Below are 24,179 nucleotides of genomic sequence, written 5' to 3' on the forward strand. Positions count from 1 at the left end.
GGGACATACGCAATGACTACGACCAATCTCAATATTAGCGTGATCGACAAACGCATGATGAAGCAATCTGAGGCCGCAAGTTACTCTGGTTTGCCAGTGAAGCACTTCAAGGCGGCTTGCCCGGTGCGCCCAGTTGAGTTGAAGAAGGGCACGCTGCTTTGGGATCGCAAAGACATCGACCTCTGGATCGACGGCGTGAAGTCAGGCGCGATGACTGAAACGCGGGATGACATCCTGGGTCGACTTTGATGACTCAAGTGCGCGTCAAAGGGTTCAAGATTTTCAAGGACCGGCATGGAAAAACGCGTTGCTACCACCGCGCCACGGGCCACAAGATTGACATTGAGAAATCCCCAATCGGCTCTGCGGAGTTCTTTGCTGAGTGCGAAACTATTCGTGCGATTGCAGAGGCGCAAAAGGCGAGGGCACCGAAAGTAGGCACACTTGGAGGACTTGTTCAGAACTATTTCGAAACAGAGCATTTTCAGAGCCTCGCTGAAATAACGCGGGGTAATTATCAAGGTTGCGCCGATTTTCTAAAGACGATCAAAGACACGCCGGTCCATGTAATTGACACCCCTCTTGTCTCAGGCATCCATGACAAGGCTGCAAAGAAGATTGGCTGGCGGCGCGCCAACATGGTGCGCACGCTATTGAGTGAGGTTTTCAAATATAATATTCCAAAAGGACTTATCGCGGCCAATTACGCCAAAGACGTAATCCCAAAGCGCCGTCCGCGCGATCTTGCCTACGCAAACCGACCATGGAGTATCGAAGAGCGGGACATTGTCCTGCCAAGAGCAAGACCTCATGTGCGCGTAGCACTTGCTTTGATGATGAACACCGGCCTCGATCCCTCGGATGCGCTGAATCTCCGCAAGGATCAGCTCGACGGCGATACTATTTGGGGCGTGCGCGGCAAGACCGGCGAAGAAGTCGCAATTCCGATCAGCCCCACTTTGCAGGCGGCTTTAGACCTGTTTCTAGAGCATGAGGCTGAAACCGTCCTTGCCAGTTCGCGCGGCAAAGCATGGACTTACAACGGGTTTTCAACAGTTTGGCACCGTTTCAAGATCAAACTGGAAGAACAGGCCCTGATCGCACCAGGCCTCACACTCAAAGGCCTGAGACACACGGTAGCAACCACCCTGCGCGAAGCTGGCCTTGATGAACGCCGTATCGCAGACCTTCTAGGGCAGAAGACACCATCCATGGCGCGACACTATTCCCGCTCGGCAAATCTTGCCGAAAAGAACCGCCAGACCATGGAGATGCTGGAAAAAAAACGAAAGGCGCGCGAAGATTGTCAAACCTTCGCCGAAAAGCGTCAAACCCGACCAAAGTGAGGATCAAACATGAGCAGTAAACTCAACGATATCAGAGAGTTAAGTGGTGCCCGGGGGCGGAATCGAACCACCGACACGAGGATTTTCAATCCACTGCTCTACCCCTGAGCTACCCGGGCACGGGAAGGCTTATCGCCTTGGGTGCAGGCCTTCTATGCTCTGGGCGCGATGGTGTCCAGAGGCTTTTTCAAAGAAAATCGCTAATGTTCCGTCTGACCTTGATTTCCCAGGTCTTCCAGTGCGTTTTCAAGGTCTTCCTGATCCTCGCTGGGGACCGAATAGCCGCCGTTCAGCCATTTGGACAGGTCCAGATCGGCGCAGCGTTTGGAGCAGAAAGGGCGATACGCCTGGTCGGTGGTCTCGCCGCAGAGAGGGCAGCTCATTTCAGGATCTCCATCAGAGGAAGGCGGCCGCGTTTGCGTTGCAGCTCAAAGTGTCCAAGCGTGGTCCAGCCCGCCAATGTTGTCTCCTCCGGATCCACCTTGAAGGCGGCGCGCAGGGCGCTTTCAAAGGCGCGGCGGTCCTTCTTGGGCATCGGGGCGGCGTCGATCACCACCTGGCCGCCCAGTCCCAGACAGCGCAAGGCGCGGGGCAGGGTGCGGGCGCAGGCCATGTTGGCCTTGACCCCGGCGGCAAGCGAGGTGTCACTGCCGGTGTTCACATCCACCGCCACCAGGGCGCGTGTGGGCTCCACGTAAAGAAAGCCACCGCCACCGAGGGGAATGCGCCCCGTTCGCAGCCCGTCCAGCGCCTCCAGCACGCCGCAGCGCTCAAATCCGCCGGGCTCCTGTTCGATCTGCGCAGGCTCGGCCCATTCGCGCCAGGCCTGCAGATGCGGGCTGTCCCCCTCGTGCAGCGTCTCTGGTTCGGTGCCGGTGTCTTCCAACACCTGACGGGCGGCGGTGACCATGCTGGCGATGTCCTCGCCGATCTCCTCCGGATCGGCACCGGCGCAGGCGGAGCGCAGGATCAAGCCGTAGTCTGACTCGCCCATTTCCTCATGCGCGATCTCCAGCAGGCGGTCGCGTTCGTCTTCGTCGCGGATCGACCGGGAGATGTTCAGCCCCGGCGCATCCGGGGTGACAATGGCATAGCGGCTCTTGAACAACAGCTTCTGGGTGACCGGCAGTGCCTTGCCGGGCTCGGCATGGCCGGTGACCTGGACCAGCAGCAGCTGACCGGGAGCCAGCCCCTTGACCTGACGCAGGAAGGCAGGGCCGTCCGGCGTGGTCAGGAACATGCCGCCCTGTCCCTTGACCGGGCGGTCGGCACGGGCGCGGTAGATGGTGCCCGGCACCGGCGCGTCGCCTGCAATCAGGAAATCCTCAAGCGTGCCGTCGACCATCCGTGCAGCGGCCTCGTGGCCGTCGATGTGGTCGAGAATGATCTGCGTGCCCTTCATGGCGTGCTGTCCTTGTAGAGAGGGTATCCTGCAGTCTGCAGTAGGGTTGCGGTTTCTGCCAGCGGCAGGCCGACGATGGCCGTGAAGGAGCCGCTGATCCACGGGATGAGCGCCCCGGCGGGGCCCTGGATGGCATAGCCCCCGGCCTTGCCGTCCCAGTCGCCGGTTGCGAGATAGCCGTTCAGCTCCTCGTCCGAGAGGCGTTTCATCTTCACCTGGCTGACCACATCACGCTGCCACAGCTGGTCGCCCCGGCGCAACGCCACGGCGGTGATGACCCGATGCCGGCGACCGGAGAGGGCGAGCAGAAATTCGGCGGCCTCGCCGGCGTCGCGGGGTTTGCCCATGATGCGGCGGCCAAGTGCGACTGTCGTGTCAGCGCAGAGCACCAGATCATCCGGCGCCGCGGGGACTGCCTGAACCTTTTCGCGGGTGACGCGGGTGCAGTAGTCGCGCGGCAGCTCCGCCTTCAGCGGGGTTTCGTCGATATCCGGTGGGCGCACGTCATCGGGCGTGACGCCGAGCTGCGCCAGCAGCTCCAGCCGACGGGGGCTGCCTGATCCAAGAATGAAACCCATGCCTGAACTCCTGCTGTTGCGCCGCTTGGTTCTATGCCCATCGATGGCGCCGGAAAACCCCATCAAAAGACAAGTAGGGGCAAAACAAAAGCCCGGCACCGGGCCGGGCTCTTACCGTCTTGAGCGAATCGCGCTTACTTGAAGCGGTAGTTGATTCGTCCCTTGGTCAGGTCATAGGGTGTCATTTCCACCTGAACCTTGTCGCCTGCGAGGACACGGATGCGGTTCTTGCGCATCTTGCCTGCCGTATGTGCTATGATTTCATGGCCGTTTTCCAGCTCGACCCGAAACGTCGCGTTTGGCAGGAGTTCCTTCACGACACCGGGAAATTCGAGCGTATCTTCCTTGGCCATGTTGTCTCCATAGTTGTAATTTCCCGAACGAAGCCGGGACGTGCGCTTAAATGAGCGTATTTCTCCCGATTTTCAAGGGCGCTTTTATCGCAAGTCCTGCTTAACGACATGTTGGGCGCGTGATTCCTGCTCGTTCCAGTGGCTGCGGTTGCGTACGACCCCCTCGCGGCGGACATGGGCGATCGACGCGCAGTCCACATCGGCATAGGTCCAGCCGGGCTGGTTCAGCGTGCCTTCGGCGATCACGCCGGTGCCGGGAAAGCCCGTGTCGGGCGGGCCGAAGATGCCGCCCATGCCACAGCCCTCATCGACGGCCTCGGACCAGCTCGCGCTGCCGACCACCGAGGACATGGCGGTGACGCATTGTTGTTCCAGCGCGCGGGACATGGCACCGATGCGCACGCGCCAGTATCCGGCCAGCGCTTCGGTGCAGGAGGGGACGAGGATCACATCCGCCTCCGCCAGCGCACGGCCCAGCAATGGATACTCACTGTCATAGCAGATCAGCACGCCGATCTTGCCGAGCGCCGTGTCAAACAGCTTGAGTGGGCCGCCCGGCGCGATATCCCATGGGTCGCGCTCGAACATGGTCATGATCTGCTTGTCCTGATGGTCGCGCTGGCCGGTGGGCGTGTAGAACTCGGCCCGGTTCACCGGGCGCGCAAACCCGGCATGCACCGGAGCCGATGCGCCGAGGATATGCACCTTGTGTTCGGCTGCGAGCTTCTGGTGCAGGGTGGCGGCGGCCTCCATCTTGTCGGACACCGATTGGATCGAGCCTTCGAGGTCGCCAGCCACGTCGGCGCCGTCCAGGGTCGCCAGCTCCATCGCGCCATATTCGGGAAAGACCAGCAGGTCGGCACCGTTCCCGGCGGCCTCTGACACCCAGCGCGACAGTTTATCCTCGTACTGGGACCAGCTGTCGAGCCAGTCGAGGGGGTAGGCGGCGGTTGCAATCTTCATGGCGGTCTCCGATGCAGGTCTGCCCATAGGGCTAACCGATTGCGGCGCGGTGGAAAAGTCTCTGCTGCCATGCGCAGCCACTAGGGGTGGTGGAGGTCTCGGCACCAGAATTGCAGCGGTTTGCGCGTTTCGGCGGGCTGATCCACGTCTTTCCATGCAAATTCCGCCACCACGCCGGGCAGGGGGGTATAGCCACGTTTGCGCCAGAATGGATCCAGCAGGGCATAGCCATCGGGGCGCAGCGGGTGATCCTGCGGTCGCTGCACTGAGCAGAACGCCGATTTTGCGAACCCCAATGCGCGGGCGTGCGCCTCGCGGGTGTCAAAGAACCCATGCCCCGCACCCTGACCGCGATAGGCGGGCAGCAGAACTGATTCTGCGCAGTAGAACACCTCTGCCAGATCCAGCCCGCTGCCCGCAAAGGCATCGGCGAAATCCTCCGCGTGATCCGCAAGCGGCGTGCCAGTGGCCGCGCCTACCAGTCGATCACCGTCATAGGCCCCAACGACGATCGCGCCTTTGCTGTCGCGGTAGCTTTGCAGGTAGTCCCGCTCATACGCCAAATCACCGTCATAGAGGTAGGGCCAGGCGCGAAACACCTCGATCCGCAGACGCGCCACATCCTCCAGCGCCGCCGCCAGTGCCGCGCCGGTCAGGGCCGTGATCCGCAGGGGCATCAGGTCGAGACCTGTTTGATCCAGTCAGAGAGGCTGTAATAGGTGGTCACCCGGGTAATCAGCCCGTCGCGCAGCTCGAAGAACGACCCGGCAGGCAGCTTGTAGCGCTGCTGATGCGCCTCCGGCAGGCCGTCGTCCGTGGCCAGATAGGTGCCATTCACGGTGTATTCCGCCGCCGCGCGCCCTTCGTCAGCTGTCGCGAAGATCACCATATCGGTCAGCTCTTCCTTGTAGCAACGGCTCATATGGGCGCAGAACTCGGCGAATTTTTCCTTGCCGATCCGGATGCCGCCCTCGTTCACGTGATGCGCCACATCATCGGCGAGGCAGGCGAGCATGCCATCGGTGTCGTCTGCATTAAACGCGGCGAAGTAGCGGGCGATGGTGTCGGTCATTCAAGTCTCCGTTGGGTGTCCCCAGCGTGCTATCAGTCGCTCGAGGATCTGGTCTCGGGTTTGCCTGTAGCTTTCTAACTTGGCCTGCCGCGACTCGCCGAGCCCAGTTGGGTCCATAATTGGCCAATAATCGACATCGAGGTGATAAAATCGGGTCAGTTCCAGCGCTCGGCGCTGGCTGGCGGGCGACAGCGCGATCACCAGATCATAGGAGGAGATGTCGTCGCCCCATTGCACCATCTCGTCGAAAGAGCGGGAGCGGTGGCGCGACAGCTCCACGTCGATCTCCTTGCAGACGCTGATGCAGAAGCCGTCGATCTCCAGATCGTTCTTCACGCCCGCCGACTGCACATAGGTGCCGGTGCCATAAAGTTTCTTCATGATCCCTTCGGCCATCGGGGATCGCACCGCATTGTGGTCACAGCAGAACAAGATGGACTGCGGCAGCTCCGTCACGCATCAGCCTCCGAAATGCAGGACGCAGATCAGCGTGAAGAGCCGGCGGGCGGTGTCGGTGTCCACCCCGGCCTTGCCCTCCAGCCGCTCCTGCAGGACGCGGCTGCCTTCGTTGTGGATGCCGCGGCGGGCCATGTCGATGGTCTCGATCTGGCTCGGGGGCAGGGTTTTCACCGCGTTGAAGTAGCTTTCGCAGATCTGGTAATAGTCCTTGACCACCTGTCGGAAGGGCGACAGCGACAGGTGAAACTCGGCCGCCTTGTCGCCGTCCTCGGTCTGGATGTCGAACACCAGACGTTTTTCGCGGATCGACAGGGACAGGCGGTAGGGCCCATCCGGAGCACCGGTTTGCGGCAACTCAAAGCTGTTGTCCTCGATCAGGTCGAACACGGCCACCTTGCGCTCCTGCTCGATCTCCGGTGTCGGAGGTGGCAGGTTGCGGTCGTCAAGTTCAATATGGCTGATCCGGCTCATCGCTCTGGTCCCAGTTCTGTCTCTCTCAAAGACGTAGCTGATCCTTTGCGCGCGCACAATCAGCCGCTGCACCTGACCCTGCGCAATCAGTGCGGCAGTGTAGCGTTATGGTGTCGTTAAATGGGGTGGCAGGGGCGCAAAATCAGATTGGTGCAGACCTGCGTCAATCCTCTGTTAACCCTGTGTGGACTTTAATCAACCTGTGCCCGAAGCTTCGGCGTCCGGGTCAGCAAGAAGCTCAGCTTCGCGGAGGGCAGCCCGCTAAGCTGAGCTTTAGCTGTTTTTTATCAGGTATTCAGCGCATCCAGACGCGCCAGAACCGACAGGCCGTGCGCCTCGAGGCTCTCGCTTTTTGCCAGGGTGGCAGCGGCGGGGCCGATGGCGCGCAGGGCCTCCGGTGTCATCTGGCTCAGGGTGGTGCGCTTGATGAAATCCATCACCGACAGGCCGGAGGAGAATCGGGCCGAGCGCGCCGTGGGCAGCACGTGGTTGGGGCCGCCGACATAGTCGCCGATCGCCTCGGGCGTATATTGCCCCATGAAGATGGCGCCTGCGTGGATGGTTTGTTCGCTCAACGCCACCGGGTCGGCGACGCAGAGTTCCAGGTGCTCCGGGGCGATCCGGTTCGACAGGGCCGCGGCCTCGTCCAGATCCTTCACCACGATGACTGCGCCAAAGTCGCGCCAGCTGATGCCCGCGATGGCGCGTCGCTCCAGCGTTTCCAGCCGCGCGTCGACCGCTGCGGCCACCGCCTTGCCAAACTCCGCATCATCGGTGATCAGGATCGATTGGGCGCTTTCGTCATGCTCCGCTTGGCTCAGCAGGTCGAGGGCGATCCAGTCGGGGTTGTTGTCCTTGTCGGCGATCACCAGGATTTCCGACGGGCCCGCGATCATGTCGATGCCGACCTTGCCGAACACCCGCCGCTTGGCCGCTGCGACAAAGGCGTTGCCGGGGCCGGTGATCTTGTCCACCGGCGCGACGGTTTCGGTGCCATAGGCCAGCGCGGCGATCGCCTGCGCGCCGCCGAGGCGGTAGATCTCGTCAACGCCGGAAATGCGGCAGGCCAGCAGCACCAGCGGATTGATCTGCCCGTCCGGGGTCGGCACAGTCACCGCGAGGCGCTCGACGCCCGCAACCTTGGCCGGCACCGCGTTCATCAGCACAGAGGACGGATAGCTGGCAAGGCCACCGGGCACATATAGCCCAGCCGCAGAGACCGCCGACCAACGCCAGCCCAGCGTGGCACCGCTGGCATCGGTCCAGGTCTTGTTCTCGGGCATCTGTTCGGCGTGATAGGCGCGGATGCGCTCGGCTGCGAGTTCCAGCGCCGCGCGGTCTTCATCGCTGACGCCAGCGATGGCCGCATCGACCTCCTCGGCGCTGATGCGCAGGGCCGAGGCCTCGGTCAGGGGCAGTCGGTCGAATTTCGCCGTCAGCTCCAGCAGCGCGGCATCGCCACGGTCGCGCACATCGGCGATGATCCCGGCGACGGTTGCATCCACATCCGGGCTGTCCTCGCGTTTCGCACCGAGCAATGCGGCAAAGGACTGTTCGAATGTGCTGTCCGTTGTATCAAGGAACACAGGCATTGCGGCCTCCTTCAAGGTTTGGCCCTGCTTAAACCGCAGCCCGTCAGGCCTCAAGCCACTCTGTCAATCACCGTGCTGCGGCACATGGCCCGAGGGGGCGCGATAGGGGCGGGTGACGTCCTTCAGCGTGACGTCCAGCGCCTCGACCGAGAGCCGGATTGCGCCATCGCCAGCGAGCGTCAGCAGCAGATGGCCAGCGCCATCCTCGCCCGGCTCGAAGGTGACCGACAGCAGCGACAGGATCACGTTCTTGTCGCTCCGGTCGATCCCCTGCGAAGCGATGCCGAGCACATTGTCCACCACCATCACCGATTGCACCCGCTCATAGGCGCGGCCACGTCGTTCGGCGGCGGGGCGGTCTTCCCAGCGAAAGCGGTTCATCAGGATGGCAAAGCGGCGCTCCGAAGCGCGCCAGCTCATCTCGGTCACCGGGAACACCGCGTCCTGCACCAGCGAGGAGATCACCTCCAAGTCCGCCGCCTCATAGGCACCGAGGTTCAGCGGGCGTTCGCGGCCATCTTCAAAGCTTGCATCCGACATCAATTTTCCTTGATGCGTTCGACCTTCGCCCCAACGGCGGAGAGTTTGCGCACCACATGTTCATACCCGCGATCAAGGTGGTAGACCCGGCTGACGCGGGTTTCACCTTCGGCCGCAAGCCCGGCGAGGATCAGCGAAACCGAGGCCCGCAGGTCGGTGGCCATCACCGGCGCGCCCTTCAGGCGTTCGACGCCGGTCACCTTGGCGGTGCCGCCTTGCACGTCGATCTGCGCCCCCATGCGCATCAGCTCGGGGGCATGCATGAAGCGGTTCTCGAAGATCTTCTCTTCCAGCGTCGCCACGCCCTCGGCGGTGCACATCAGCGCCATCATCTGTGCCTGCAGGTCGGTGGGGAAGCCCGGGAAGGGCTCGGTGACCACATCCACCGCCTTCACACGGCCTGATTTATGCACCACCTTCAGACCCTTGTCTGTTTCGCTGATCTCAACACCGGCGGCTTCCAGCGTCTGGCAGAAGGCCTCCAGCAGGTTGCGGCGTCCGCCGAGCAGCTCGACCTCGCCGCCGCAGATCGCAGGCGCCAGCATATAGGTGCCCAGTTCGATCCGATCGGTGACCACCGGATGTGTCGCGCCGTGCAACCGGTCGACGCCCTGGATGGTGATCGTCTCGGTGCCGTCGCCGTCGATCTGCGCGCCCATCGCCCGCAGGCAGTCGGCGAGATCGATGATTTCCGGCTCGCGCGCGGCGTTTTTCAGCACCGTGGTGCCCTTGGCCAGTGTTGCCGCCAGCAGGGCGTTTTCGGTTGCGCCGACGGAAACGATGGGGAACTCGAACGTGCCGCCGGTCAGACGCCCGCCGGGGGCCTTGGCGTGCACGTAGCCGTCGCGCAGCTCCATCTCCGCCCCCAGCGCTTCGAGCGCCTTAAGGTGCAGGTCGACCGGGCGCGCGCCGATCGCGCAACCGCCGGGCAGCGACACCACGGCGTGGCCGTCGCGTGCCAGCATCGGCCCCAGCACGAGGATCGAGGCGCGCATCTTGCGCACGATGTCATAATGGGCGGTGTGATTGTCGAGACCATGGCTCGACATCGCAAGAACCTGACCGTCCTGCAGTGCCGAGACCTCGGCCCCCAGCGATTGCAGCAGCGCGGTCATGGTGCGGATGTCGCTGAGCCGCGGCGCGTTGGTCAGCGTCAGCGGTTCTTCGCTCAACAAGGTCGCGGGCATCAGTGTCAGGCAGGCATTTTTCGCCCCGGCGATCGGAATCTCTCCGTGCAGCGAGCCGTTGCCTGTAACCAAAATCGAATCCATCTGCTCTATCCTTTAGCGTCGCGCGAAGCGTCGTCTTTTTGTGTGGTCCGGGCCTTGGCTTGCGCCTTTCGCCGGGCCATGTTTGCCTTCAGGGCCGCTTTCAGGCGGTCCTCGCGAGAGGCCTCGGACCGGTTGCCGGAAGGTTTGTTTTTCTCTGCCATATAGCCTGTCTAACTTAGTCAAAAAAAACCGTCCAGATGGACTTGCATCCCTCAGCGAATATGCATAGAAGCCCCCTCACGGCGCTGCTGTAGCTCAGAGGTAGAGCACTCCCTTGGTAAGGGAGAGGTCGAGAGTTCGATTCTCTCCAGCAGCACCATTTCCTGACAGGTAAACCTTTGGAATGTAATAGCTTATTGCTGTATTTCTTTCGATGCGATCTGAGCACGTTAACGTGCATCGCACGGTTTGAACCTGTTTTTCCCGACGTTCGCCAGAGATAGTGTGCAAAACGCGTGCAGGGTAGCTTCCCGCGCCGGAGACGGTTGGCCCCAATAAGTGATGCGACTCGCCGCGACTTGGGCGTTGCTGTTGATAAAGCACAATGCACGGTATGTGTGGGGGTAGTAGCCATACGAATACCTCTTATTTTCTAGGCTTCCGGCAAGTGAAATATCTACCGTCTATGGAGTGAGCCGTGTGATCGTGCGCACTCGCACATGCAGTGTTGTTGTCGGGTGACCTCATGGCTAGATTGTGCAAACTGAATTGATTGCGATGCCGCCTAGCTTCGAGGAATTATTGAGTATGTGGAAAGACTTTGGCTTCACGAAAAACTTGTACGACACGCATCCTATATCCGGCAATGCGCGGGGGGAGCGTTTGCTTGTCGGTAGGGATAAGGAACTTAAGGGGCTAAAGAACCGTATAACAGGGTTTAAGACTGTAACTACCATCGAGGGTCCAAATGGGGTTGGGAAAACCAGCTTTGTTATGGTGGGCGGGTTTCAGCTGGAAAATCAGTCAAAGGGAATGGGCAAAAGCTCCATCCTGCTTCTTCCTGAACCGTTTCAGTTGACACTTGAAGATTCCGCTCTCGATTTCAAAAGAAAAGTCTATGCAGCAATAGCGTCCCACTTTATCGAGAACGAAAAAACTTTGCGAAGTCAACTCGACCTCCAGTTCGGCCTGAGCCCTCTTGAAGCTTGGCTTGAAAACCCAATCTTTTTAAATGGTTCAGCGTCCGCTGCCGGTTTTAGTCTGGGCGGCGGTAAAGCCGCAAACGAATCAAGTGGGTTTGATCTTCATGGCTTTTTCGCCCTCGTTGACAGGCTTCTAAAGTCCGCATTCGACGATGAAGGGGGGATACTGTGCGTAGTCGACAACCTCGAAATCCTCAACACGTCACAAGTCGCGCGGCAGAGACTTGAAGAGCTACGCGATGACTTGTTTGCGAAACACGGAATTAAGTGGGTGGTTTGTGGGGCGCGAGGTATCGTGCGGAGCGTTGCGAGCAGCCAGCGTCTACAGGGCAGACTTCAAGAACCGATTGAAATTACGCCCCTCAGCGCCGACGCGATTCAAGATCTGGTGCAAACTAGGGTACGAGAATTTCGACTTAGAGACGATGCAATCCCTCCAGTTGGCCCAAGATCTTTTAATCACGCATTCCACGTTCTGAATGAAAACCTGAGAGACACTCTAAAGTTTTGTGGTGACTTTTCTCTGTGGCTGAGTGACAGCAATCAGGCCAACCACGACGAAGAGATCTTAGATGAGCTCTTTGAGATATGGCTTGCTGATCAAAGTGAGGCCTACATGGCGGCGGTAAATGTGCCTCCGCGTGCATGGAAACTGTTTGATGACATTTGTGAGCAAGGTGGCTCGATTAGTCCTTCAGATCACGAAGAGTTCGGGTTTAATTCTTCCCAGAACATGAGGGGGCAAGTTCAGAAACTCGAGCAAGCTGATTTGGTAGTTTCGGAGTTGTCAGATACAGACCATCGTCGAAAAACTGTTTCTGTTGTAGCCAAAGGTTGGTTGTTGCGTCATCACAGATCTGGATATGTCAAGCGCGAAGAGTAGCATCTCGCTGTCGGCAAGCGGCAACCAACTGGCGAGGTAATTCAAGACTATGCGCATTTCTGTACAGAACTTTAGTCGGTAGCGAGATGAACAGCCTGTGTTGGCGTCGAGCTCAAGTGCAGCCAGAGCCATAGCATGGAGGAGTAACGCCAGCGCTTAACTGGTTATTTCGAAGCTGTATTCGAGGAGAACATGGCGCTCTCCTTTATCTTAGACCGCCCGCATAGCCGCGCGGCGCTCCTCCGGCTTTGGCAGCTGATCGCCCAACCGAGAAAAGTCCCATCCGTAAACCTTGAGCCGTTCGCCAAGATCTGAGGGCGCAAGTTTGCGGTAGCGCTCTGCCGTACTGCTGGTGCGCCAGCCGCCGAGATCCAGCAGCCGCCCATAGTCCCGGGTGGACGCATAGAACCACGTAGCCCATGTGTGGCGCAGTACGTGCGGGGTAACGTCTGCCCCAAGCCGGGCATTCTCGCGGGCGGTGCAAAAGGCTTTCTTGATGTGCCCGCCGCTGTTGTCTCGCGCCACGTAGGCTAGGCCCTTGTGGCTGCGCAACAAAGGGCCAGATCGGGGAACCCCGTGCGATAGGATCAGATCCCGCGCCCGCTGCGGCATTTGCACCATGCGGGCGTGCCCGTTCTTTGTTTCGGGCAGCCAGATCTCCCCGGTCGAGGCGTGCCAATATCGCACATCGGCGGAAAGAGCTTCTGAGGTCCGGCAGCCGGTCCCGATCATGAACGTCAGGATTACTTTCAGGTGCGGTGGCGCCTGATCGCACAGCGCCTCAAACTCTTCCGGGGTAAGCCACCGCGTTCTCGCGCCTTTGGCCTTGAGCCTGCGAAAGCGACGGTGGTCAGCTTTGCCATTATCGGCCGCCATGTTGATAATCGCGCTCACCGGCGTGATCACCTGCCGGTTTTTTGTCGCGGCGGATCCGTCTGGGTAGAGCGTTTCAGCAAGCTGCAGCAAAAAGTGGTTGTCGATATTTGACACCAGCTGATCCGGGCCGAGGTGAAGCAGGATCTTTTCGAGAAACCGCGCATCGCCGCCGGTCATCATGTAGTCATGCGCTGCCTCGGCAAAGGTCAGCGTCGCCTTGCCGCCAAGGGCGTGACGTTCGAGGATTTGGTGTTCTTTTCGGATCGCCCACGCTTCGGCTTGTCTCTTGTTGCTAAGGCCAGTGCTTTCAAAAATCTTGTGTCCGGCGACGGTGCCTCGGGCGTAGTACGGCCCGTTTTTGGAGCGCTTCGAGAGTTTGAGGGGCATTCTGTCTTTTCCTCTAAAAATGCCGCGCGCAGATCCTCTTTCCGGTACAGGATCCGCACCCGCCCGTGGGCGGCGACGTATGGTAATTTTCCCTGCGCCCGAAGATCATCCAGCTTTCGGCGTGACGTTCGCACACCGAGCGTTGCCAGGTGGTCCACGGCCTCGGGGGTGGAGAGGAGTTCTGCAGTTGGTGCTGGCTGCTCCTTCATAGTAGCCCCGCATGCTTTCCGATGATCACTGCCGCGAGCGCGACAATACAGAGGCCGCCCAACCAATCGGTTACGGCCAGACCGATGCGGGCGGTCTTGAGACGCAGGTTTTCCGGCTCTTTGTTATTCATTGCGTGCCTTGCGCGTTTTTGTGTGCACTTGGCGTAGCACACAAAAAAGTGCATCGACAAGATAAAAAATCATTGCAAACGGATAATGCTGCGGTCTAACGGTAAACCGGTGGGTGCGGGACGGGCTGAATGGCTCGGAAGATAGATTTAGGAAGTACGAATTATGAAGAGGTCCAATATGGATAAGGTCTTACGGGAGTTGGAAGGGCAAAGCGATGAAGCGCTATCCCGGGTCGTGGATCGGTTGGAGGCTTTGGTGGCAGAGGCTAGTGCGCCCCGCCAGTCTCCTCGCGGGCAATCTCAACAGCGCGCAGTGTTAGATGATCAGGCATCCGCTCAAGTGTGCGGTGAAGTCTAATTTTCGCTTCTGTGATCGAATCTGCCTTGTGGACTAGGCTGATCGGCACGCCCAGCACGTCGCAAACGCGCAGCATATTGGCATAAGACAGCGTTGTGCGACCTGAAATAAATTGGCTTAGGCCGTTGCGTGACATGCCAGCTTGGCGGGAGACTTCCGAAAGGTTCATATCTTTCATTGCTGCGGCCATCCGAAGATTTTTCCGGGCAATGTCAACACGCGGATCGGCCTTCGCGTCTTTGTTATCCATTATTGTATCCGTTTTATGTGTTCGGTTTTTTCAACGCTGCCAGCGAGCGTCACGCCGCTGGCGGCCCTTTTTCATGCACTCTTTTGTGTGCATGGAAGTTAAGGCACTAGTTGTCGCACTAGTTCAAGGATTTTCTTTTTATTCCGGGCATATGGCACAAAAGCGTGCACTCCCCCAGATTTGCGCCTTGCGATGCACATTATTGTGTGCGATGCCAGCATTATTCAACATGTAGTGGCAAAATCGCCCGGTTCTGAAAGGAGTAAAGAATGCAGGTAAGGAATACCCGTCCAAGTTCACCGCAAGTGACGCCCGCGATTGTTCCCCAATCCGCTGAATTTCGCACTTGGGTGCAGGATTGTCTTGGTGTGCTGAGTGTGTCGGCCAGGTCGTTGGCCGTATCGGTGGAAATCGGTCCCAATACGCTGCGCACTTTCCTGAGCGACCCGATGCGCGGGATAAACATGGATACTGCGAACGTTTTAACGTGCAGGATCCATGAGATTGCGCACGAGAAGGGCAAGGTTCTGCCCCGCTTGGGCGCCATCCGGTTGGCGCGGCCAAAAGGAGGGCGGGACAATGGCTAATTCTTGCACCTTGGATCTGGTGGATCAGTTGCCGCGCAGTGATCGCCGCCTTGTGGATCTGATGGCAGTCGAGGCGAACACCTCGCCCGATGCCATCATGCTGCAAATTGCTCGGGCGTATCTCAGTTTGATGCGTGCCGCGCCGGAGGTTCTGCCGAATGATCCCCTCCGCAGAAATGCACAATCTGCGGCCAATCGGAGGGGCGGCGCATGACTGCTTCCTGTGATGAGCGCGGCTTTGCAATCTTCACTGCCCTGCGCCAGCCCAACGCAAACCCGCGCCATCCGCAATGCGCCCTAGCGCTGCAGCGTATCTGTGGAACGTGTGCCCATTATCGTGGGCAGCTGCGCCCTGTGGGCGGGGAGCCTACCCACGCGGCCTGTGACCATTTCGGCACCGAAAAGGCACTTCGCACGGATGCCGGCCGGTGTCGCCAGTGGACGAGGCGGGGCTGACATGCAGGATCCACTGGCCCCCTTGCGCGCCGAGGTCATGGCGCAACCGCCCGAGGATCGCGTGGAGTACGCATTGGATCTGTTGCGGCTGTATCTGGATCCGGTGCCCGAATTTTTTCTGGGGGTGCATCGCATTGCCCCCGGCCTGCAGCCCGCTGATGTGCGGGTTTTGCGGGCGCTGGACGCGCGGCGCGGGTACATCGTTTCGATGCAAAGCCTGATCGCAGCGCGCTCTCTGGATCGGGTGGTGGATGATTGGGCCCCGCCGCAAAAGGTGGTGTCCTGCATCGCAAAGTTGCGCCGAATTGTGAAACAACGCCGCCTGCCGGTCACAATCGCCACATTCACCGGATTGGGATATTGTCTGGAGGCGCCCGCGTGTTTTCGATTTGAGGATGGGGTGGCCCCGCAGGTGTCGTCATGACGCGGGATGATGGCCGCCGGTATCTGGCGAAATCCATTCCGATCATGGACGTGGCACATCGCCTCGGGATCAGTGGCCTAAGCCGCGCCGGTGTCGAGCATGTGGGCGCCTGTCCAGTGTGCGGAGACGGTGGTAAGCGCCACCCTGACAGGTTTGCAATCAATCCAGCGCGCGGCGTCTATATCTGTCGCCAGTGTTCCAGTGGCGGCGATGGTCTGGCCCTTGTGCAGTTTGTTATGGGCTGTGATTTCAAGGCGGCGCTGTCCTATTTGGCGGGCGAGGAAGATGTGCAGCCGGATCCCGCCGAATTGTCTCGCCGCCGCGCGGCGGCCGAGGAACAGGCCCGCAAACAGGCGGACTATGCCGCGCAATCGCGCGCCAGGGCGATCCGCGACGCCCGCGAAATCTGGCACACCGCGCAGTCCGGTGCTGGCACCGCGGTCGAGGCTTATTTGGCCGGTCGCGGGATCCGGTTGCCTGAGTGGCCGCCCACGCTGCGGTATTTGCCGCATCATCCGTACCGCAAGTATTTTGCGGGCCGGGGGGTGGTCGATTGGTTTCATGGGCCATGCATGATCGCGGCCATCCAAGACCGCAACGGCCGCGTGACTGCGGTGCATCAGACCTTTCTCGACCCCGACCGGCCCGGGCGCAAGCGGCTCGTGGTTGCGCCAGATGGCAGCGCGGTCGACGAAAAGGGCAAGCCGTGGCCTGCCAAGCTGGTGCGCGGATCCAAAAAGGGCGGAGCCATTCGCCTGACCCGGTTCAATGACACGGGCCTTATGATCATGGGTGAGGGGATCGAAACCACATTGTCGCCCCTGACGGCCGGGATCCGCACCGATGCGGTCTATTGGGCCGGGGTAGACCTCGGCAATATGGGCGGGATCATGGAAAAGACGCCGGGTGCCCGTTGGAGCGGTCAGCCTGATCTGCAAGACGGCGATGCTTGGTTGCCGCCCGACGGGATCACTCGCCTTGTGTTTATTCAGGACGGTGACAGCGATCCCAATTCCACACGCGCAAAACTTCTGTCTGGTCTGCGCCGGGCAGCCCACCACCATCCCGGGCTGCAGGGCTGGATTGTGAAGGCCGAACAGGGCCGCGATTTGAATGACATGCTAAGGAAGGCCCCCGAAAATGACGAATGATAACGGGATCCACACAGCATTTGCACAAGCCGAAAAGGTGGACATGGGCACCCCTGATGCTGCTGACATGCCGCAGGGCGATGACGGACCGAAGGAAGATCGGGGCAGCCCACTGCCTCCGCATGAAGAAAGCCCGCCGGATGATGCCTATCTGGAAGATAAGCCCGAGGCAAAAGGTGCAAGTTTTCCGCTGACCGATTACGGCAACGGGCAGCGCCTGATCCACTATTTCGGGCGGGATTTCGTCTGGGTGCCGCGCCTCGGTTGGTATCGCTGGGACGGCCGTCGCTGGCAGGCTGATGAGGATGAAATCTTGGTGCGCCGGGACGCACAGCAAATCTCTGACCGCATACTGCACGAAATACCGTTCGTTGCGCTGGATGATTGGCAGCGTGATGCGCTGGATCTCTGGCGCGAGGTGAAGGCGGAATATCGCAAGCTGATCGGCGTGAAGGTGAAGGACCGAGCAGAAGGTGACGCGGAGCGGCTGGAGGAATTGGAGGGGATTCGCGAGAAAGGCGTTGCGGCCGAAAAGGCGATAGCGGGCCTCAGGAAAAGCCACCGCGACCACGCCAGAGCCTCGGGCAATAGCAGTAAGATTTCCAACATGCTGCAAGAGGCGCAACCGGCCAAGGCCGTGCGCGTTGATGATCTGAATGCAGATAAGTTGGCACTCTGCGTCGAGAATGGCGTTTTGCGGTTTTCCATGGTCGAGGATGAACATGCCGCCGAGTGGGGAGAAAAGGCGCAGCTGGTGCCGCGTGCCAAACTGGAGGATCACGACCGCGCCGACATGATCACCAAGATGGTGCGGGCCAAATATGATCCCGGCGCCACCTGTCCCACCTTCCTTGCTTTCCTAAAGCGTATCCTGCCGGAACGCGAAATTCGCGACTTCATGCAGCGGTGGTGTGGCTACAATCTCACCGGGCTGACCACTGAGCAAAAGCTGGCCTTTCTGTTTGGGGGTGGCCGGAACGGGAAATCCACCCTGATGGATCTGATCGGCCGGATCATGGATGATTACGGCACCACAATCCCGATTGAAACGCTGACCGGATCGGAACAGCGCAAGGGATCCGACGCCACCCCTGATCTCGTTCGCCTGCCCGGCGCCCGCTATGTGCGCGCCTCTGAGCCGGAACAGGGTCAGAAGATGAAGGAAGCCCTTATCAAATCCCTCACCGGCGGCGAGGCGATCATGATCCGCCGCATGATGCAGGAATTTGTGGAGGTGGTGCCCGAGTTCAAACTGACCATTGGCGGCAACTATCGGCCCGAAGTGCGCGGTGCAGATGATGGCATTTGGCGCCGGATCATGCTGGTCCCGTTCCTCCAGCAGATTCCCCAGGACGAAGTGGATCCGCTGCTGCCCCAAAAGCTCTGGGCCGAGCGTGACGGGATCCTGTCGTGGATGGTGCAGGGCGCGCTGGATTGGATGCAAGGCGGCCTACGTCCGCCCGAGGCCATTCTGGAGGCTACAGCCGACTATCGCCTGACAAGCGACCCCGTGCGCCAGTTCTTGGAGGACGAATGCGAAATTACCGGATCGCCCGAGGATGACGTTATGGCCCGCATTATGAATGACGCTTTTAATGCGTGGCAGCTGGATAATGGCAATGCCGCGTGGACCTCGCGCCACCTGTCCAATCAGATGCTGCTGCGCGTGGGCGCCATCAAAGGCCCAAATGGCGAGACATTCGAGCGCGTGAAATCCAGCAATTATGTGTATCGCGGCGTGCGCCTGAAACAGGATGCATTGACCCGTCTGGACGTTTACCGGGAACGGCTGGAGGCGCGGAAATGAACGCATCCGTTAGGCCGCTAAAAATCCTTGTTGGTTGTGAAACCTCTGGCATCGCCCGCCGTGCTTTCGACCGTCTGGGGCATGACGTCTGGTCCTGCGATCTGGAGGCGGCCGAGGATGGCTCTAACCGACATATCCGCTGCGATATCCGGGACGGGATCCTGCTGGACGGCTGGGATCTTCTAGCGGTCATGCACCCACCTTGCACGCGCCTGTGTAGATCCGGCCGCCGTTGGATGTCTGGCCCGGGCAAATGGACGCCCCCAAAGAAACTGCCCAAAGGTAGAACCCTTGCCAGCATGTTGGAGGAATTTGAGCTAGGGGTCAGTGTGTTTACCGCCTGTTGGAATGCTCCAATCGAGCGGGTCGCGATTGAAAACCCCGAAATGAACGATCTGGCACGCGATCGCATGCCGCACGATCTGCCCGGGCCGCACTTGGTGCAGCCGTTCTGGTTTGGTGAGTCAGCCTATAAATCAACCGGCTGGTATCTGCGCAATCTGCAACCCTTGATGCCCACCAACATGCTGATCGAGCCTGAGCGCAATTCTGACGAATGGAAGCGATGGAACAAGATCCACCGAATGCCACCCAGCGCAGAGCGGGCACGGCTCCGCAGCCGGTCCTTTCCGGGCATGATGGAAGCGGCCGCACTACAGTGGGCGGGCCAAGGGCTTGAGCGGGTAGCTGCATGATGCCTCGCTGTGATTTTTGCGGCACCCCTGTCGCACCCTTTGGCTTTGCACCCGCGCCGCGCCTCGGGATCCCGATTCAGCGCCCGATCAAAACCTGTGGGGCCGAGGGGTGCAAGGCGCAGGCGCGCGCCCGGTGCCGCGCGCTGGTGGATGCCAAGGATCCGTTGGCAGGGCGGCGCAAGACGTGGCGTGCTGCCCCGCACCCCGCGCCAGATGACCGGCAGCCCGCGCTTATTTGATGCCGATTGACCTATGAGCCGCTTTTACTTGGCCACATTGGTGGCCGAGGTCGGTTTATCACCTGATGAATTGCCTGGCTGCGAATCGTGCGGTCATCTTGCAGCGATCAATGTTTCGTTGATGTGCCAATCATCGGAGGTTGGGTTGTGCGTAAGGGTCACGGTGAAATTACTTCGTAGCATCGCGCCATATGCGTTTTGTGCGTCTACCCATGCTGACACCGTAAATTGGCAGATTGCGGAACCTTCGGAAATTATCACCTGCCCGTTCGAGTAGAGCGGGCCGCTCGGGAGCGGAGGGAACTCTGCAGTGGACGGGGATTTGAGGTTTCGCTTCACCTCTGCCTTGGCTCTCTCATAAGCAGCTGGTTTGCTGCACCCGGCCTTGGTCTCGCTGTCATCTTTGCAGGCGGTGAGGGTCAGAGCAACGGCCGTCAATGTGGCCAGAGGAAAGCGGATCATAGGGCAATCTTCTCCTGTTCAATGCGGCGCGACTATGCGCCCGCTCGGCCGATCCCGCAACACCTGCGCCTCTGCGCTTGCTGTATCCCGTGGGATCTGCGCCCTTGGGTGTGGCGAAAGCGGAGCGGCGACGGCTGCGGCGGGGGGATCCGGCCGTGCAAAGCGACTGCAAATCCCCGCACCCCTGCACTCTAATGAGGTCATGCGCGCGCCACTGGTCCCACTGATCCCTGATGTGGGGACAATATTTGCCCGGTGGTCCCGATGAATTTCCGTTTTTTTCCAACGAGATAAATGAGCGCTTGTGCGGTTTGGGATCATTGGGACCAATTCTCTGGGCTTCGCCTATTACGTGAAAAGGGGGTGCGGGGTGGCGCGAAAGTGTCGCGCATGTCAGGCGCAAAAACTGGTCCCATTGATCCCATTGTGATGCATTTGTGAATTAAAACAGTTACTTATCAATGCTCACTGATCCCATGCTGATCCCATTCTAATCCCATAGGGTTGGGGTTAATCCCAATCATTTACAGCATGTTGTGGGTATAGGCCGGATCCACCCTATATATGGAGATTTTGCCGTGTTGACTGGATCTGAGTTGGGGCGCGCTGCCCTCTATCTGTCGAATATGAATTTGCAGCTGGTGAAGGCGGCCGGTGTGCGTCGGATGCAAGCGGGCAGGGGTGTGGGTGCCCGGCTGCCCGGAACCCTGCAGGGTGCCCCGGTGCAGCTGGTGGAGCTGTCCCGGTCGATCCCGGGCGGCAAGGCCGAGCGTGTGACGCCGTTAGGCTACAGGACGGCACGCCGCAGCTTGCCGCGTCTGCTGTCTTCTATGGACTCAGCTGACCCGCGCCTAGTGGTGGCGCAGATGATTGTAGATGCAGCGGAGCGGCTGGGCGCTGTGCCCGGTTCCAATTTCGCGGGATCGGACAGTAAGGGCGAAATCTCAGACGGTGGCGCCACCACCCGCGTAAAGCACGCTGCGCGTCTTCGCGACTTTGAGGCGATGGCGAACGGTTGGCCATTGGATCGCCGCAAGGCCCGCGCCAACCGGGTGCCGCGTGTGGCGCTGGCCGTGCGCCGCCGCACGGCCAATCGCTATAGTGTAAAAGTGTTTGACGCGCTTTGTCTGGCGTGTGTGGACTGTCTCAGTATGGATGAAATCCTGCGCCGCCATGGTTGGCCCGCCCGCACGTCCTACCGCAACAAGGTACGGGATGCCGTGCTGAAAACGCTGGATCTGATCGCGTTGGAAATGGGCTATGCGCATGCCGCCAAGAAAACGATTTGACACAAACTGACCGTCTCGGACATACCTATGAACAACGGCGCAAAGGTGCGTCAGCCACCCGGCAGCCCTTTGGGCGCCGGGTTTTCTATTCCAGACATGAGGTGATCCTGTGGCGCGCTTGAAGGGGCCGCCCCGGCGCTTGGGCTTTACCCCGCGCGTCGTGGGCTTCGTGGACCGTGCCGAGGCGGAGCGTGCCCGGGATCGGGCGCGTGTCGAGGGCAACAATCTGCGCCGTCTCTACCGCACAAAGCGCTGGCGTGATTTGCGTTTGGTTATCCTGACCCGGGCCGGGTGGATGTGCCAGGGCTGCGCCGTGCCGCACCTGCTCGTCGGGAAGGCGCCAGAGCCAGACAGTCCGGTGGTGGATCACATAGAGCCGCATCGGGGAAACCTCGCGCTGTTCTGGGATGAATGCAATCTGCAGGCCGTGTGCAAGCGGTTCCATGACACTGAAAAGCAGGCAGCCGAACACGCCGCCGCCCGGGACGGTGCCCCGGGGGGTGGGTCAAAAGTCTAAAACCTTCGAGCGCGCGAACCCGCACTCCCCCGCATTTGGAGATTTTTTTCCCTATGAGTGACGATTTTCAACAGGAAGGCGGCCCCCGTGACCTGTTGGGGGATCCATATGAACAGAACAAGGAAAGCTGGGGGCGCCCGGGGTATAAAAAAACTAAGGAAAAACAAGAGGCTGTCATTGCATTGTCAGCGGCTGGTTGGACCCAGCAGCGGATTGCGCGTTATCTGGGGTGCGATGTTAAGACGTTGCGAAATCATTTTTCCCTAGAGCTAACCGAGGCGGCGGATCGGGTCGAAGGAGAGGCGATTTTGGCGATCCACCGGCGGATGCGCGACGGCAACGTGACGGCCGCAAATCGTGTGATCGCGATGGCAGAAAAGGGCCGAGCCGCTCCACCTCTGCGCCCTACACAGCCCGAGGCAGCCACGCCCGAGCAGGAGGAAACCCCGGCCAAAGGCAAGAAAGAGCAGCTGGCCGATGCCGCCAAAAAACCCACCGGCCGGTGGGGCAGCATCTTGCAATAAATGCCGTTTGATTTTGCCTGCCCCGATTGGGAGGACCGGCTAAAGGCCGGGTTGCCGCCGATCCCAGATCTGCCGCTGGATGAAGCGGCGGCCGAAAAGGCGGTGGATGTTTTTAATGAACTGCGCCTGCCTGATGTTCTGGGGCAGCCGCGCATGGAAACCGCCTGCGGCGATTGGTTCCGGGCGCTGGTGCGTGCCGCGTTTGGGAGCCGGGATCCTGAGACCGGCGAAAACCGGGTGGGCGAGATCTTTTGCCTCGTCCCAAAGAAAAACAGCAAAACCACCAATTCAGCGGCGCTTGGGATCACGGCGCTGCTGATGAACCAAACGCCTAACGCCACAATGCTGATCGTCGGTCCCACAAAGGACGTGGCAGATACCTGTTTCAGCCAGATGGCGGGGATGATTGAGGCAGACCCCGAGGATCCCGAAACGGGCCGCAGTTACCTGCAGGACCGTTTCAACGTGCGCGAGGGAACGCAGGAAATTGTGGATCGCTGGACCGGCGCCACGCTGGCGGTCAAGTCATTTGATCGCAAGGTGGTGACGGGCAAGATCCCAAAGCTGGTGATCATTGACGAATTGCACGTTCTGGGTGGCAACGCCTACGCGGCCAAGGTGTTGGCGCAGCTGCGCGGCGGGATGATCACCCAGCCGGACACGCTGTTGCTGGTCATCACAACGCAAAGCGATGAGCCGCCAAAGGGCGTGTTTCGTCAGGAACTGAAATACGCCCGCGAGGTGCGCGACGGAAAGCACAAGGGCGGCCGCCTTCTGGCGATGCTCTATGAGTTCCCCGAGGCGATCCAAAAGAGCAAGGACAAGGCGTGGCGGGATCCGCGCCTGTGGCCGATGGTGCTGCCGAACCTCGGCCGATCCATCACCATTGATCGCCTGATGAACCTCTACCGCATGGCCGAGGCCAAGGGGATTGATGAGGAGTTGGTTTGGGCCACCCAGCATCTGAATATTCAGATCGGCATGGGCACCCACGCGGAAACATGGATTGGCGCAAGTGTTTGGCCGCAGGATGTGCCGTTGGTGACGCTGGAGCAGCTGCTGGAACAGTCGGACTGCATCACGGCCGGGATCGACGGGGGCGGTCTAGATGACCTTCTGGGGCTGGGGTTGGTGGGGCGCCACAAGGAAACACGGCGATGGTACGGGTGGGCGCGCGCCTGGGCACAGCCCGAGGTATTAAAGCGGCGCCAGGACATTGCCAGCCAGTTGGAGGATTTCGCGAAACAGGGTGATGTGATCCTGTGCGATGACGCCTCGCAGGATTTGCGTGAGGTGGCCGAAATTTGCAGCCGGATCCACAAGGCCGGTCTGTTCCCTGAGAAATACGGGATAGGTCTGGATCCCGCCGGGATCACGGCGCTGGTCGATGAACTGGTGGCCAAAGAAATGCAGGATGATTTGCTGTCCTCTATCAGCCAAGGCTGGCGCCTGTCTCCCGCGATCCAAGGCTTGGAGCGCAAGCTGCGGGATGGGTCTTTCGTGTCCTGCGGTCAGGAAATGCTGACTTGGTGCGTGGGCAATGCAAAAACCGTGGATCGCGGGAACGCGGTCGCGGTTGAAAAGGCGGTGTCGGGCCGCGCGAAAATTGATCCTCTGATCGGGATTTTTAACGCGGTCTTCCTGATGAGTCGCAATCCGGTCGCCAAGGGTGGCGGCCTGGATGATTTCCTAAGCAATCCGGTGTTGGTGATATGATCGCAGCGAGACTAATCAAAGCGGCCGCC

The 24,179-nt window shown here is 60.1% G+C and carries 28 protein-coding genes and 2 tRNA genes; 14 read left to right on the forward strand and 16 right to left on the reverse strand.

The window, feature by feature from the left end; translation table 11 throughout:
• Positions 1–12 precede the first annotated feature (12 nt).
• Both R1T40_RS18125 and R1T40_RS18130 read left to right on the forward strand, forming a co-directional pair.
• Positions 13–249, forward strand: a complete 237-nt coding sequence (locus R1T40_RS18125; protein WP_317385122.1) for a hypothetical protein — start codon at positions 13–15, stop codon at positions 247–249.
• A complete protein-coding gene (locus tag R1T40_RS18130; RefSeq protein ID WP_317385123.1) occupies positions 249–1,346 on the forward strand; it encodes a tyrosine-type recombinase/integrase in 1,098 nt (365 codons plus the stop codon). Before R1T40_RS18125 ends, R1T40_RS18130 begins: the two co-directional genes overlap by 1 nt.
• A gap of 44 nt (positions 1,347–1,390) precedes the next feature.
• On the opposite strand, the gene R1T40_RS18135 is transcribed toward R1T40_RS18130, so the two are convergent.
• From R1T40_RS18135 to murA, 13 genes are all read right to left on the reverse strand, one after another.
• Positions 1,391–1,465 (reverse strand) — tRNA-Phe (locus R1T40_RS18135).
• A gap of 81 nt (positions 1,466–1,546) precedes the next feature.
• Positions 1,547–1,729 (reverse strand): DNA gyrase inhibitor YacG, encoded by a 183-nt coding sequence (locus R1T40_RS18140; protein WP_317385124.1) that lies wholly within the window; start codon positions 1,727–1,729, stop codon positions 1,547–1,549.
• A complete protein-coding gene (locus tag R1T40_RS18145) occupies positions 1,726–2,748 on the reverse strand; it encodes a ribonuclease E/G (RefSeq protein ID WP_317385125.1) in 1,023 nt (340 codons plus the stop codon). Before R1T40_RS18145 ends, R1T40_RS18140 begins: the two co-directional genes overlap by 4 nt.
• Positions 2,745–3,326, reverse strand: a complete 582-nt coding sequence (locus tag R1T40_RS18150) for a Maf family protein (protein WP_106164158.1) — start codon at positions 3,324–3,326, stop codon at positions 2,745–2,747. The genes R1T40_RS18145 and R1T40_RS18150 overlap by 4 nt, the downstream gene beginning before the upstream one ends.
• 134 nt (positions 3,327–3,460) lie before the next feature.
• Positions 3,461–3,679: a translation initiation factor IF-1 gene (gene infA / locus R1T40_RS18155; protein ID WP_005978431.1), complete on the reverse strand. Its 219-nt coding sequence runs from the start codon at positions 3,677–3,679 to the stop codon at positions 3,461–3,463.
• Between the two features lie 84 nt (positions 3,680–3,763).
• Positions 3,764–4,642 carry a carbon-nitrogen hydrolase family protein gene (locus R1T40_RS18160; RefSeq protein WP_317385126.1) on the reverse strand — a complete coding sequence of 293 codons (879 nt, stop codon included), beginning with the start codon at positions 4,640–4,642 and terminating at the stop codon, positions 3,764–3,766.
• Positions 4,643–4,722: 80 nt separating this feature from the next.
• Positions 4,723–5,319, reverse strand: a complete 597-nt coding sequence (locus R1T40_RS18165) for a GNAT family N-acetyltransferase (RefSeq protein WP_317385127.1) — start codon at positions 5,317–5,319, stop codon at positions 4,723–4,725.
• Positions 5,319–5,714: a ketosteroid isomerase-related protein gene (locus R1T40_RS18170; protein WP_317385128.1), complete on the reverse strand. Its 396-nt coding sequence runs from the start codon at positions 5,712–5,714 to the stop codon at positions 5,319–5,321. The genes R1T40_RS18165 and R1T40_RS18170 overlap by 1 nt, the downstream gene beginning before the upstream one ends.
• A complete protein-coding gene (locus R1T40_RS18175) occupies positions 5,715–6,170 on the reverse strand; it encodes an arsenate-mycothiol transferase ArsC (RefSeq protein ID WP_106164162.1) in 456 nt (151 codons plus the stop codon).
• Positions 6,171–6,173: 3 nt separating this feature from the next.
• Positions 6,174–6,644, reverse strand: a complete 471-nt coding sequence (locus R1T40_RS18180; protein WP_317385129.1) for a UPF0262 family protein — start codon at positions 6,642–6,644, stop codon at positions 6,174–6,176.
• A 287-nt stretch (positions 6,645–6,931) separates the two neighbouring features.
• A complete protein-coding gene (hisD, locus tag R1T40_RS18185) occupies positions 6,932–8,236 on the reverse strand; it encodes a histidinol dehydrogenase (RefSeq protein ID WP_317385130.1) in 1,305 nt (434 codons plus the stop codon).
• Positions 8,237–8,299: 63 nt separating this feature from the next.
• Positions 8,300–8,776, reverse strand: coding sequence for a DUF2948 family protein (locus tag R1T40_RS18190; protein WP_317385131.1), 477 nt, complete (start codon positions 8,774–8,776; stop codon positions 8,300–8,302).
• Complete coding sequence (gene murA, locus R1T40_RS18195; protein WP_317385132.1) at positions 8,776–10,047, reverse strand: UDP-N-acetylglucosamine 1-carboxyvinyltransferase; 1,272 nt, start codon at positions 10,045–10,047, stop codon at positions 8,776–8,778. Before murA ends, R1T40_RS18190 begins: the two co-directional genes overlap by 1 nt.
• A 244-nt stretch (positions 10,048–10,291) precedes the next feature.
• Between murA and R1T40_RS18200 the strand changes: the two genes are divergently transcribed.
• A tRNA-Thr gene (locus R1T40_RS18200) sits at positions 10,292–10,366 on the forward strand.
• Between the two features lie 377 nt (positions 10,367–10,743).
• The gene (locus R1T40_RS18205; RefSeq protein WP_317385133.1) at positions 10,744–12,072 is read left to right on the forward strand and encodes a hypothetical protein; all 1,329 of its coding nucleotides are present in this window, start codon (positions 10,744–10,746) and stop codon (positions 12,070–12,072) included.
• A gap of 210 nt (positions 12,073–12,282) precedes the next feature.
• On the opposite strand, the gene R1T40_RS18210 is transcribed toward R1T40_RS18205, so the two are convergent.
• Positions 12,283–13,335, reverse strand: coding sequence for a tyrosine-type recombinase/integrase (locus tag R1T40_RS18210; protein WP_317385134.1), 1,053 nt, complete (start codon positions 13,333–13,335; stop codon positions 12,283–12,285).
• 220 nt (positions 13,336–13,555) lie between these two features.
• Here R1T40_RS18210 and R1T40_RS18215 point away from each other — a divergent pair, with 220 nt between their 5' ends.
• Entirely contained in the window at positions 13,556–13,774 is a 219-nt protein-coding gene (locus R1T40_RS18215; protein ID WP_317385135.1) for a hypothetical protein, read from the forward strand.
• 167 nt (positions 13,775–13,941) lie between these two features.
• Here R1T40_RS18215 and R1T40_RS18220 read toward each other — a convergent pair whose 3' ends face one another.
• On the reverse strand, positions 13,942–14,283 hold the full coding sequence (locus R1T40_RS18220) for a helix-turn-helix domain-containing protein (protein WP_317385136.1): 342 nt from the start codon (positions 14,281–14,283) through the stop codon (positions 13,942–13,944).
• Positions 14,284–14,862: 579 nt separating this feature from the next.
• On the opposite strand from R1T40_RS18220, the gene R1T40_RS18225 reads away from it, so the two are divergent.
• The 5 genes from R1T40_RS18225 to R1T40_RS18245 all read left to right on the forward strand — a co-directional run bounded on the left by R1T40_RS18225 (position 14,863) and on the right by R1T40_RS18245 (position 19,403).
• Positions 14,863–15,084: a hypothetical protein gene (locus R1T40_RS18225; RefSeq protein WP_317385137.1), complete on the forward strand. Its 222-nt coding sequence runs from the start codon at positions 14,863–14,865 to the stop codon at positions 15,082–15,084.
• Between the two features lie 243 nt (positions 15,085–15,327).
• Positions 15,328–15,750 (forward strand): helix-turn-helix domain-containing protein, encoded by a 423-nt coding sequence (locus tag R1T40_RS18230; RefSeq protein ID WP_317385138.1) that lies wholly within the window; start codon positions 15,328–15,330, stop codon positions 15,748–15,750.
• Positions 15,747–16,901, forward strand: coding sequence for a DUF7146 domain-containing protein (locus R1T40_RS18235; protein WP_317385139.1), 1,155 nt, complete (start codon positions 15,747–15,749; stop codon positions 16,899–16,901). Before R1T40_RS18230 ends, R1T40_RS18235 begins: the two co-directional genes overlap by 4 nt.
• Entirely contained in the window at positions 16,891–18,708 is a 1,818-nt protein-coding gene (locus tag R1T40_RS18240) for a DNA primase family protein (protein ID WP_317385140.1), read from the forward strand. The genes R1T40_RS18235 and R1T40_RS18240 overlap by 11 nt, the downstream gene beginning before the upstream one ends.
• A gap of 299 nt (positions 18,709–19,007) precedes the next feature.
• Positions 19,008–19,403 carry a hypothetical protein gene (locus tag R1T40_RS18245; protein ID WP_317385141.1) on the forward strand — a complete coding sequence of 132 codons (396 nt, stop codon included), beginning with the start codon at positions 19,008–19,010 and terminating at the stop codon, positions 19,401–19,403.
• A gap of 332 nt (positions 19,404–19,735) precedes the next feature.
• On the opposite strand, the gene R1T40_RS18250 is transcribed toward R1T40_RS18245, so the two are convergent.
• Positions 19,736–20,104: a hypothetical protein gene (locus tag R1T40_RS18250; RefSeq protein WP_317385142.1), complete on the reverse strand. Its 369-nt coding sequence runs from the start codon at positions 20,102–20,104 to the stop codon at positions 19,736–19,738.
• 578 nt (positions 20,105–20,682) lie between these two features.
• Between R1T40_RS18250 and R1T40_RS18255 the strand changes: the two genes are divergently transcribed.
• The 4 genes from R1T40_RS18255 to R1T40_RS18270 all read left to right on the forward strand — a co-directional run bounded on the left by R1T40_RS18255 (position 20,683) and on the right by R1T40_RS18270 (position 24,150).
• Positions 20,683–21,393 (forward strand): hypothetical protein, encoded by a 711-nt coding sequence (locus R1T40_RS18255; RefSeq protein ID WP_317385143.1) that lies wholly within the window; start codon positions 20,683–20,685, stop codon positions 21,391–21,393.
• Between the two features lie 109 nt (positions 21,394–21,502).
• A complete protein-coding gene (locus R1T40_RS18260) occupies positions 21,503–21,910 on the forward strand; it encodes an HNH endonuclease (protein WP_317385144.1) in 408 nt (135 codons plus the stop codon).
• 53 nt (positions 21,911–21,963) lie between these two features.
• Positions 21,964–22,434: a hypothetical protein gene (locus tag R1T40_RS18265; RefSeq protein ID WP_317385145.1), complete on the forward strand. Its 471-nt coding sequence runs from the start codon at positions 21,964–21,966 to the stop codon at positions 22,432–22,434.
• On the forward strand, positions 22,435–24,150 hold the full coding sequence (locus R1T40_RS18270) for a terminase large subunit (RefSeq protein ID WP_317385146.1): 1,716 nt from the start codon (positions 22,435–22,437) through the stop codon (positions 24,148–24,150).
• The last annotated feature ends 29 nt before the right edge of the window (positions 24,151–24,179 follow it).

This window comes from Tritonibacter scottomollicae, assembly GCF_032924845.1.
GTDB classification, from domain to species: Bacteria; Pseudomonadota; Alphaproteobacteria; order Rhodobacterales; family Rhodobacteraceae; genus Epibacterium; species Epibacterium scottomollicae.

Bases quoted from the DNA above. Each gene is read 5' to 3' on its own strand.
- R1T40_RS18215 (WP_317385135.1), top strand. From the start codon at position 13,556: ATGCTTTCCGATGATCACTGCCGCGAGCGCGACAATACAGAGGCCGCC.
- R1T40_RS18210 (WP_317385134.1), bottom strand. From the start codon at position 13,335: ATGCCCCTCAAACTCTCGAAGCGCTCCAAAAACGGGCCGTACTACGCC.
- R1T40_RS18140 (WP_317385124.1), bottom strand. From the start codon at position 1,729: ATGAGCTGCCCTCTCTGCGGCGAGACCACCGACCAGGCGTATCGCCCT.
- R1T40_RS18240 (WP_317385140.1), top strand. From the start codon at position 16,891: ATGACGAATGATAACGGGATCCACACAGCATTTGCACAAGCCGAAAAG.
- R1T40_RS18230 (WP_317385138.1), top strand. From the start codon at position 15,328: ATGCAGGATCCACTGGCCCCCTTGCGCGCCGAGGTCATGGCGCAACCG.
- R1T40_RS18130 (WP_317385123.1), top strand. From the start codon at position 249: ATGACTCAAGTGCGCGTCAAAGGGTTCAAGATTTTCAAGGACCGGCAT.
- R1T40_RS18235 (WP_317385139.1), top strand. From the start codon at position 15,747: ATGACGCGGGATGATGGCCGCCGGTATCTGGCGAAATCCATTCCGATC.
- hisD (WP_317385130.1), bottom strand. From the start codon at position 8,236: ATGCCTGTGTTCCTTGATACAACGGACAGCACATTCGAACAGTCCTTT.
- infA (WP_005978431.1), bottom strand. From the start codon at position 3,679: ATGGCCAAGGAAGATACGCTCGAATTTCCCGGTGTCGTGAAGGAACTC.
- R1T40_RS18150 (WP_106164158.1), bottom strand. From the start codon at position 3,326: ATGGGTTTCATTCTTGGATCAGGCAGCCCCCGTCGGCTGGAGCTGCTG.
- R1T40_RS18125 (WP_317385122.1), top strand. From the start codon at position 13: ATGACTACGACCAATCTCAATATTAGCGTGATCGACAAACGCATGATG.
- R1T40_RS18245 (WP_317385141.1), top strand. From the start codon at position 19,008: ATGTTGGAGGAATTTGAGCTAGGGGTCAGTGTGTTTACCGCCTGTTGG.
- R1T40_RS18170 (WP_317385128.1), bottom strand. From the start codon at position 5,714: ATGACCGACACCATCGCCCGCTACTTCGCCGCGTTTAATGCAGACGAC.
- R1T40_RS18265 (WP_317385145.1), top strand. From the start codon at position 21,964: ATGAGTGACGATTTTCAACAGGAAGGCGGCCCCCGTGACCTGTTGGGG.
- R1T40_RS18270 (WP_317385146.1), top strand. From the start codon at position 22,435: ATGCCGTTTGATTTTGCCTGCCCCGATTGGGAGGACCGGCTAAAGGCC.
- R1T40_RS18220 (WP_317385136.1), bottom strand. From the start codon at position 14,283: ATGGATAACAAAGACGCGAAGGCCGATCCGCGTGTTGACATTGCCCGG.
- R1T40_RS18190 (WP_317385131.1), bottom strand. From the start codon at position 8,776: ATGTCGGATGCAAGCTTTGAAGATGGCCGCGAACGCCCGCTGAACCTC.
- R1T40_RS18145 (WP_317385125.1), bottom strand. From the start codon at position 2,748: ATGAAGGGCACGCAGATCATTCTCGACCACATCGACGGCCACGAGGCC.
- R1T40_RS18180 (WP_317385129.1), bottom strand. From the start codon at position 6,644: ATGAGCCGGATCAGCCATATTGAACTTGACGACCGCAACCTGCCACCT.
- R1T40_RS18250 (WP_317385142.1), bottom strand. From the start codon at position 20,104: ATGATCCGCTTTCCTCTGGCCACATTGACGGCCGTTGCTCTGACCCTC.
- R1T40_RS18165 (WP_317385127.1), bottom strand. From the start codon at position 5,319: ATGCCCCTGCGGATCACGGCCCTGACCGGCGCGGCACTGGCGGCGGCG.
- murA (WP_317385132.1), bottom strand. From the start codon at position 10,047: ATGGATTCGATTTTGGTTACAGGCAACGGCTCGCTGCACGGAGAGATT.
- R1T40_RS18160 (WP_317385126.1), bottom strand. From the start codon at position 4,642: ATGAAGATTGCAACCGCCGCCTACCCCCTCGACTGGCTCGACAGCTGG.
- R1T40_RS18225 (WP_317385137.1), top strand. From the start codon at position 14,863: ATGGCTAATTCTTGCACCTTGGATCTGGTGGATCAGTTGCCGCGCAGT.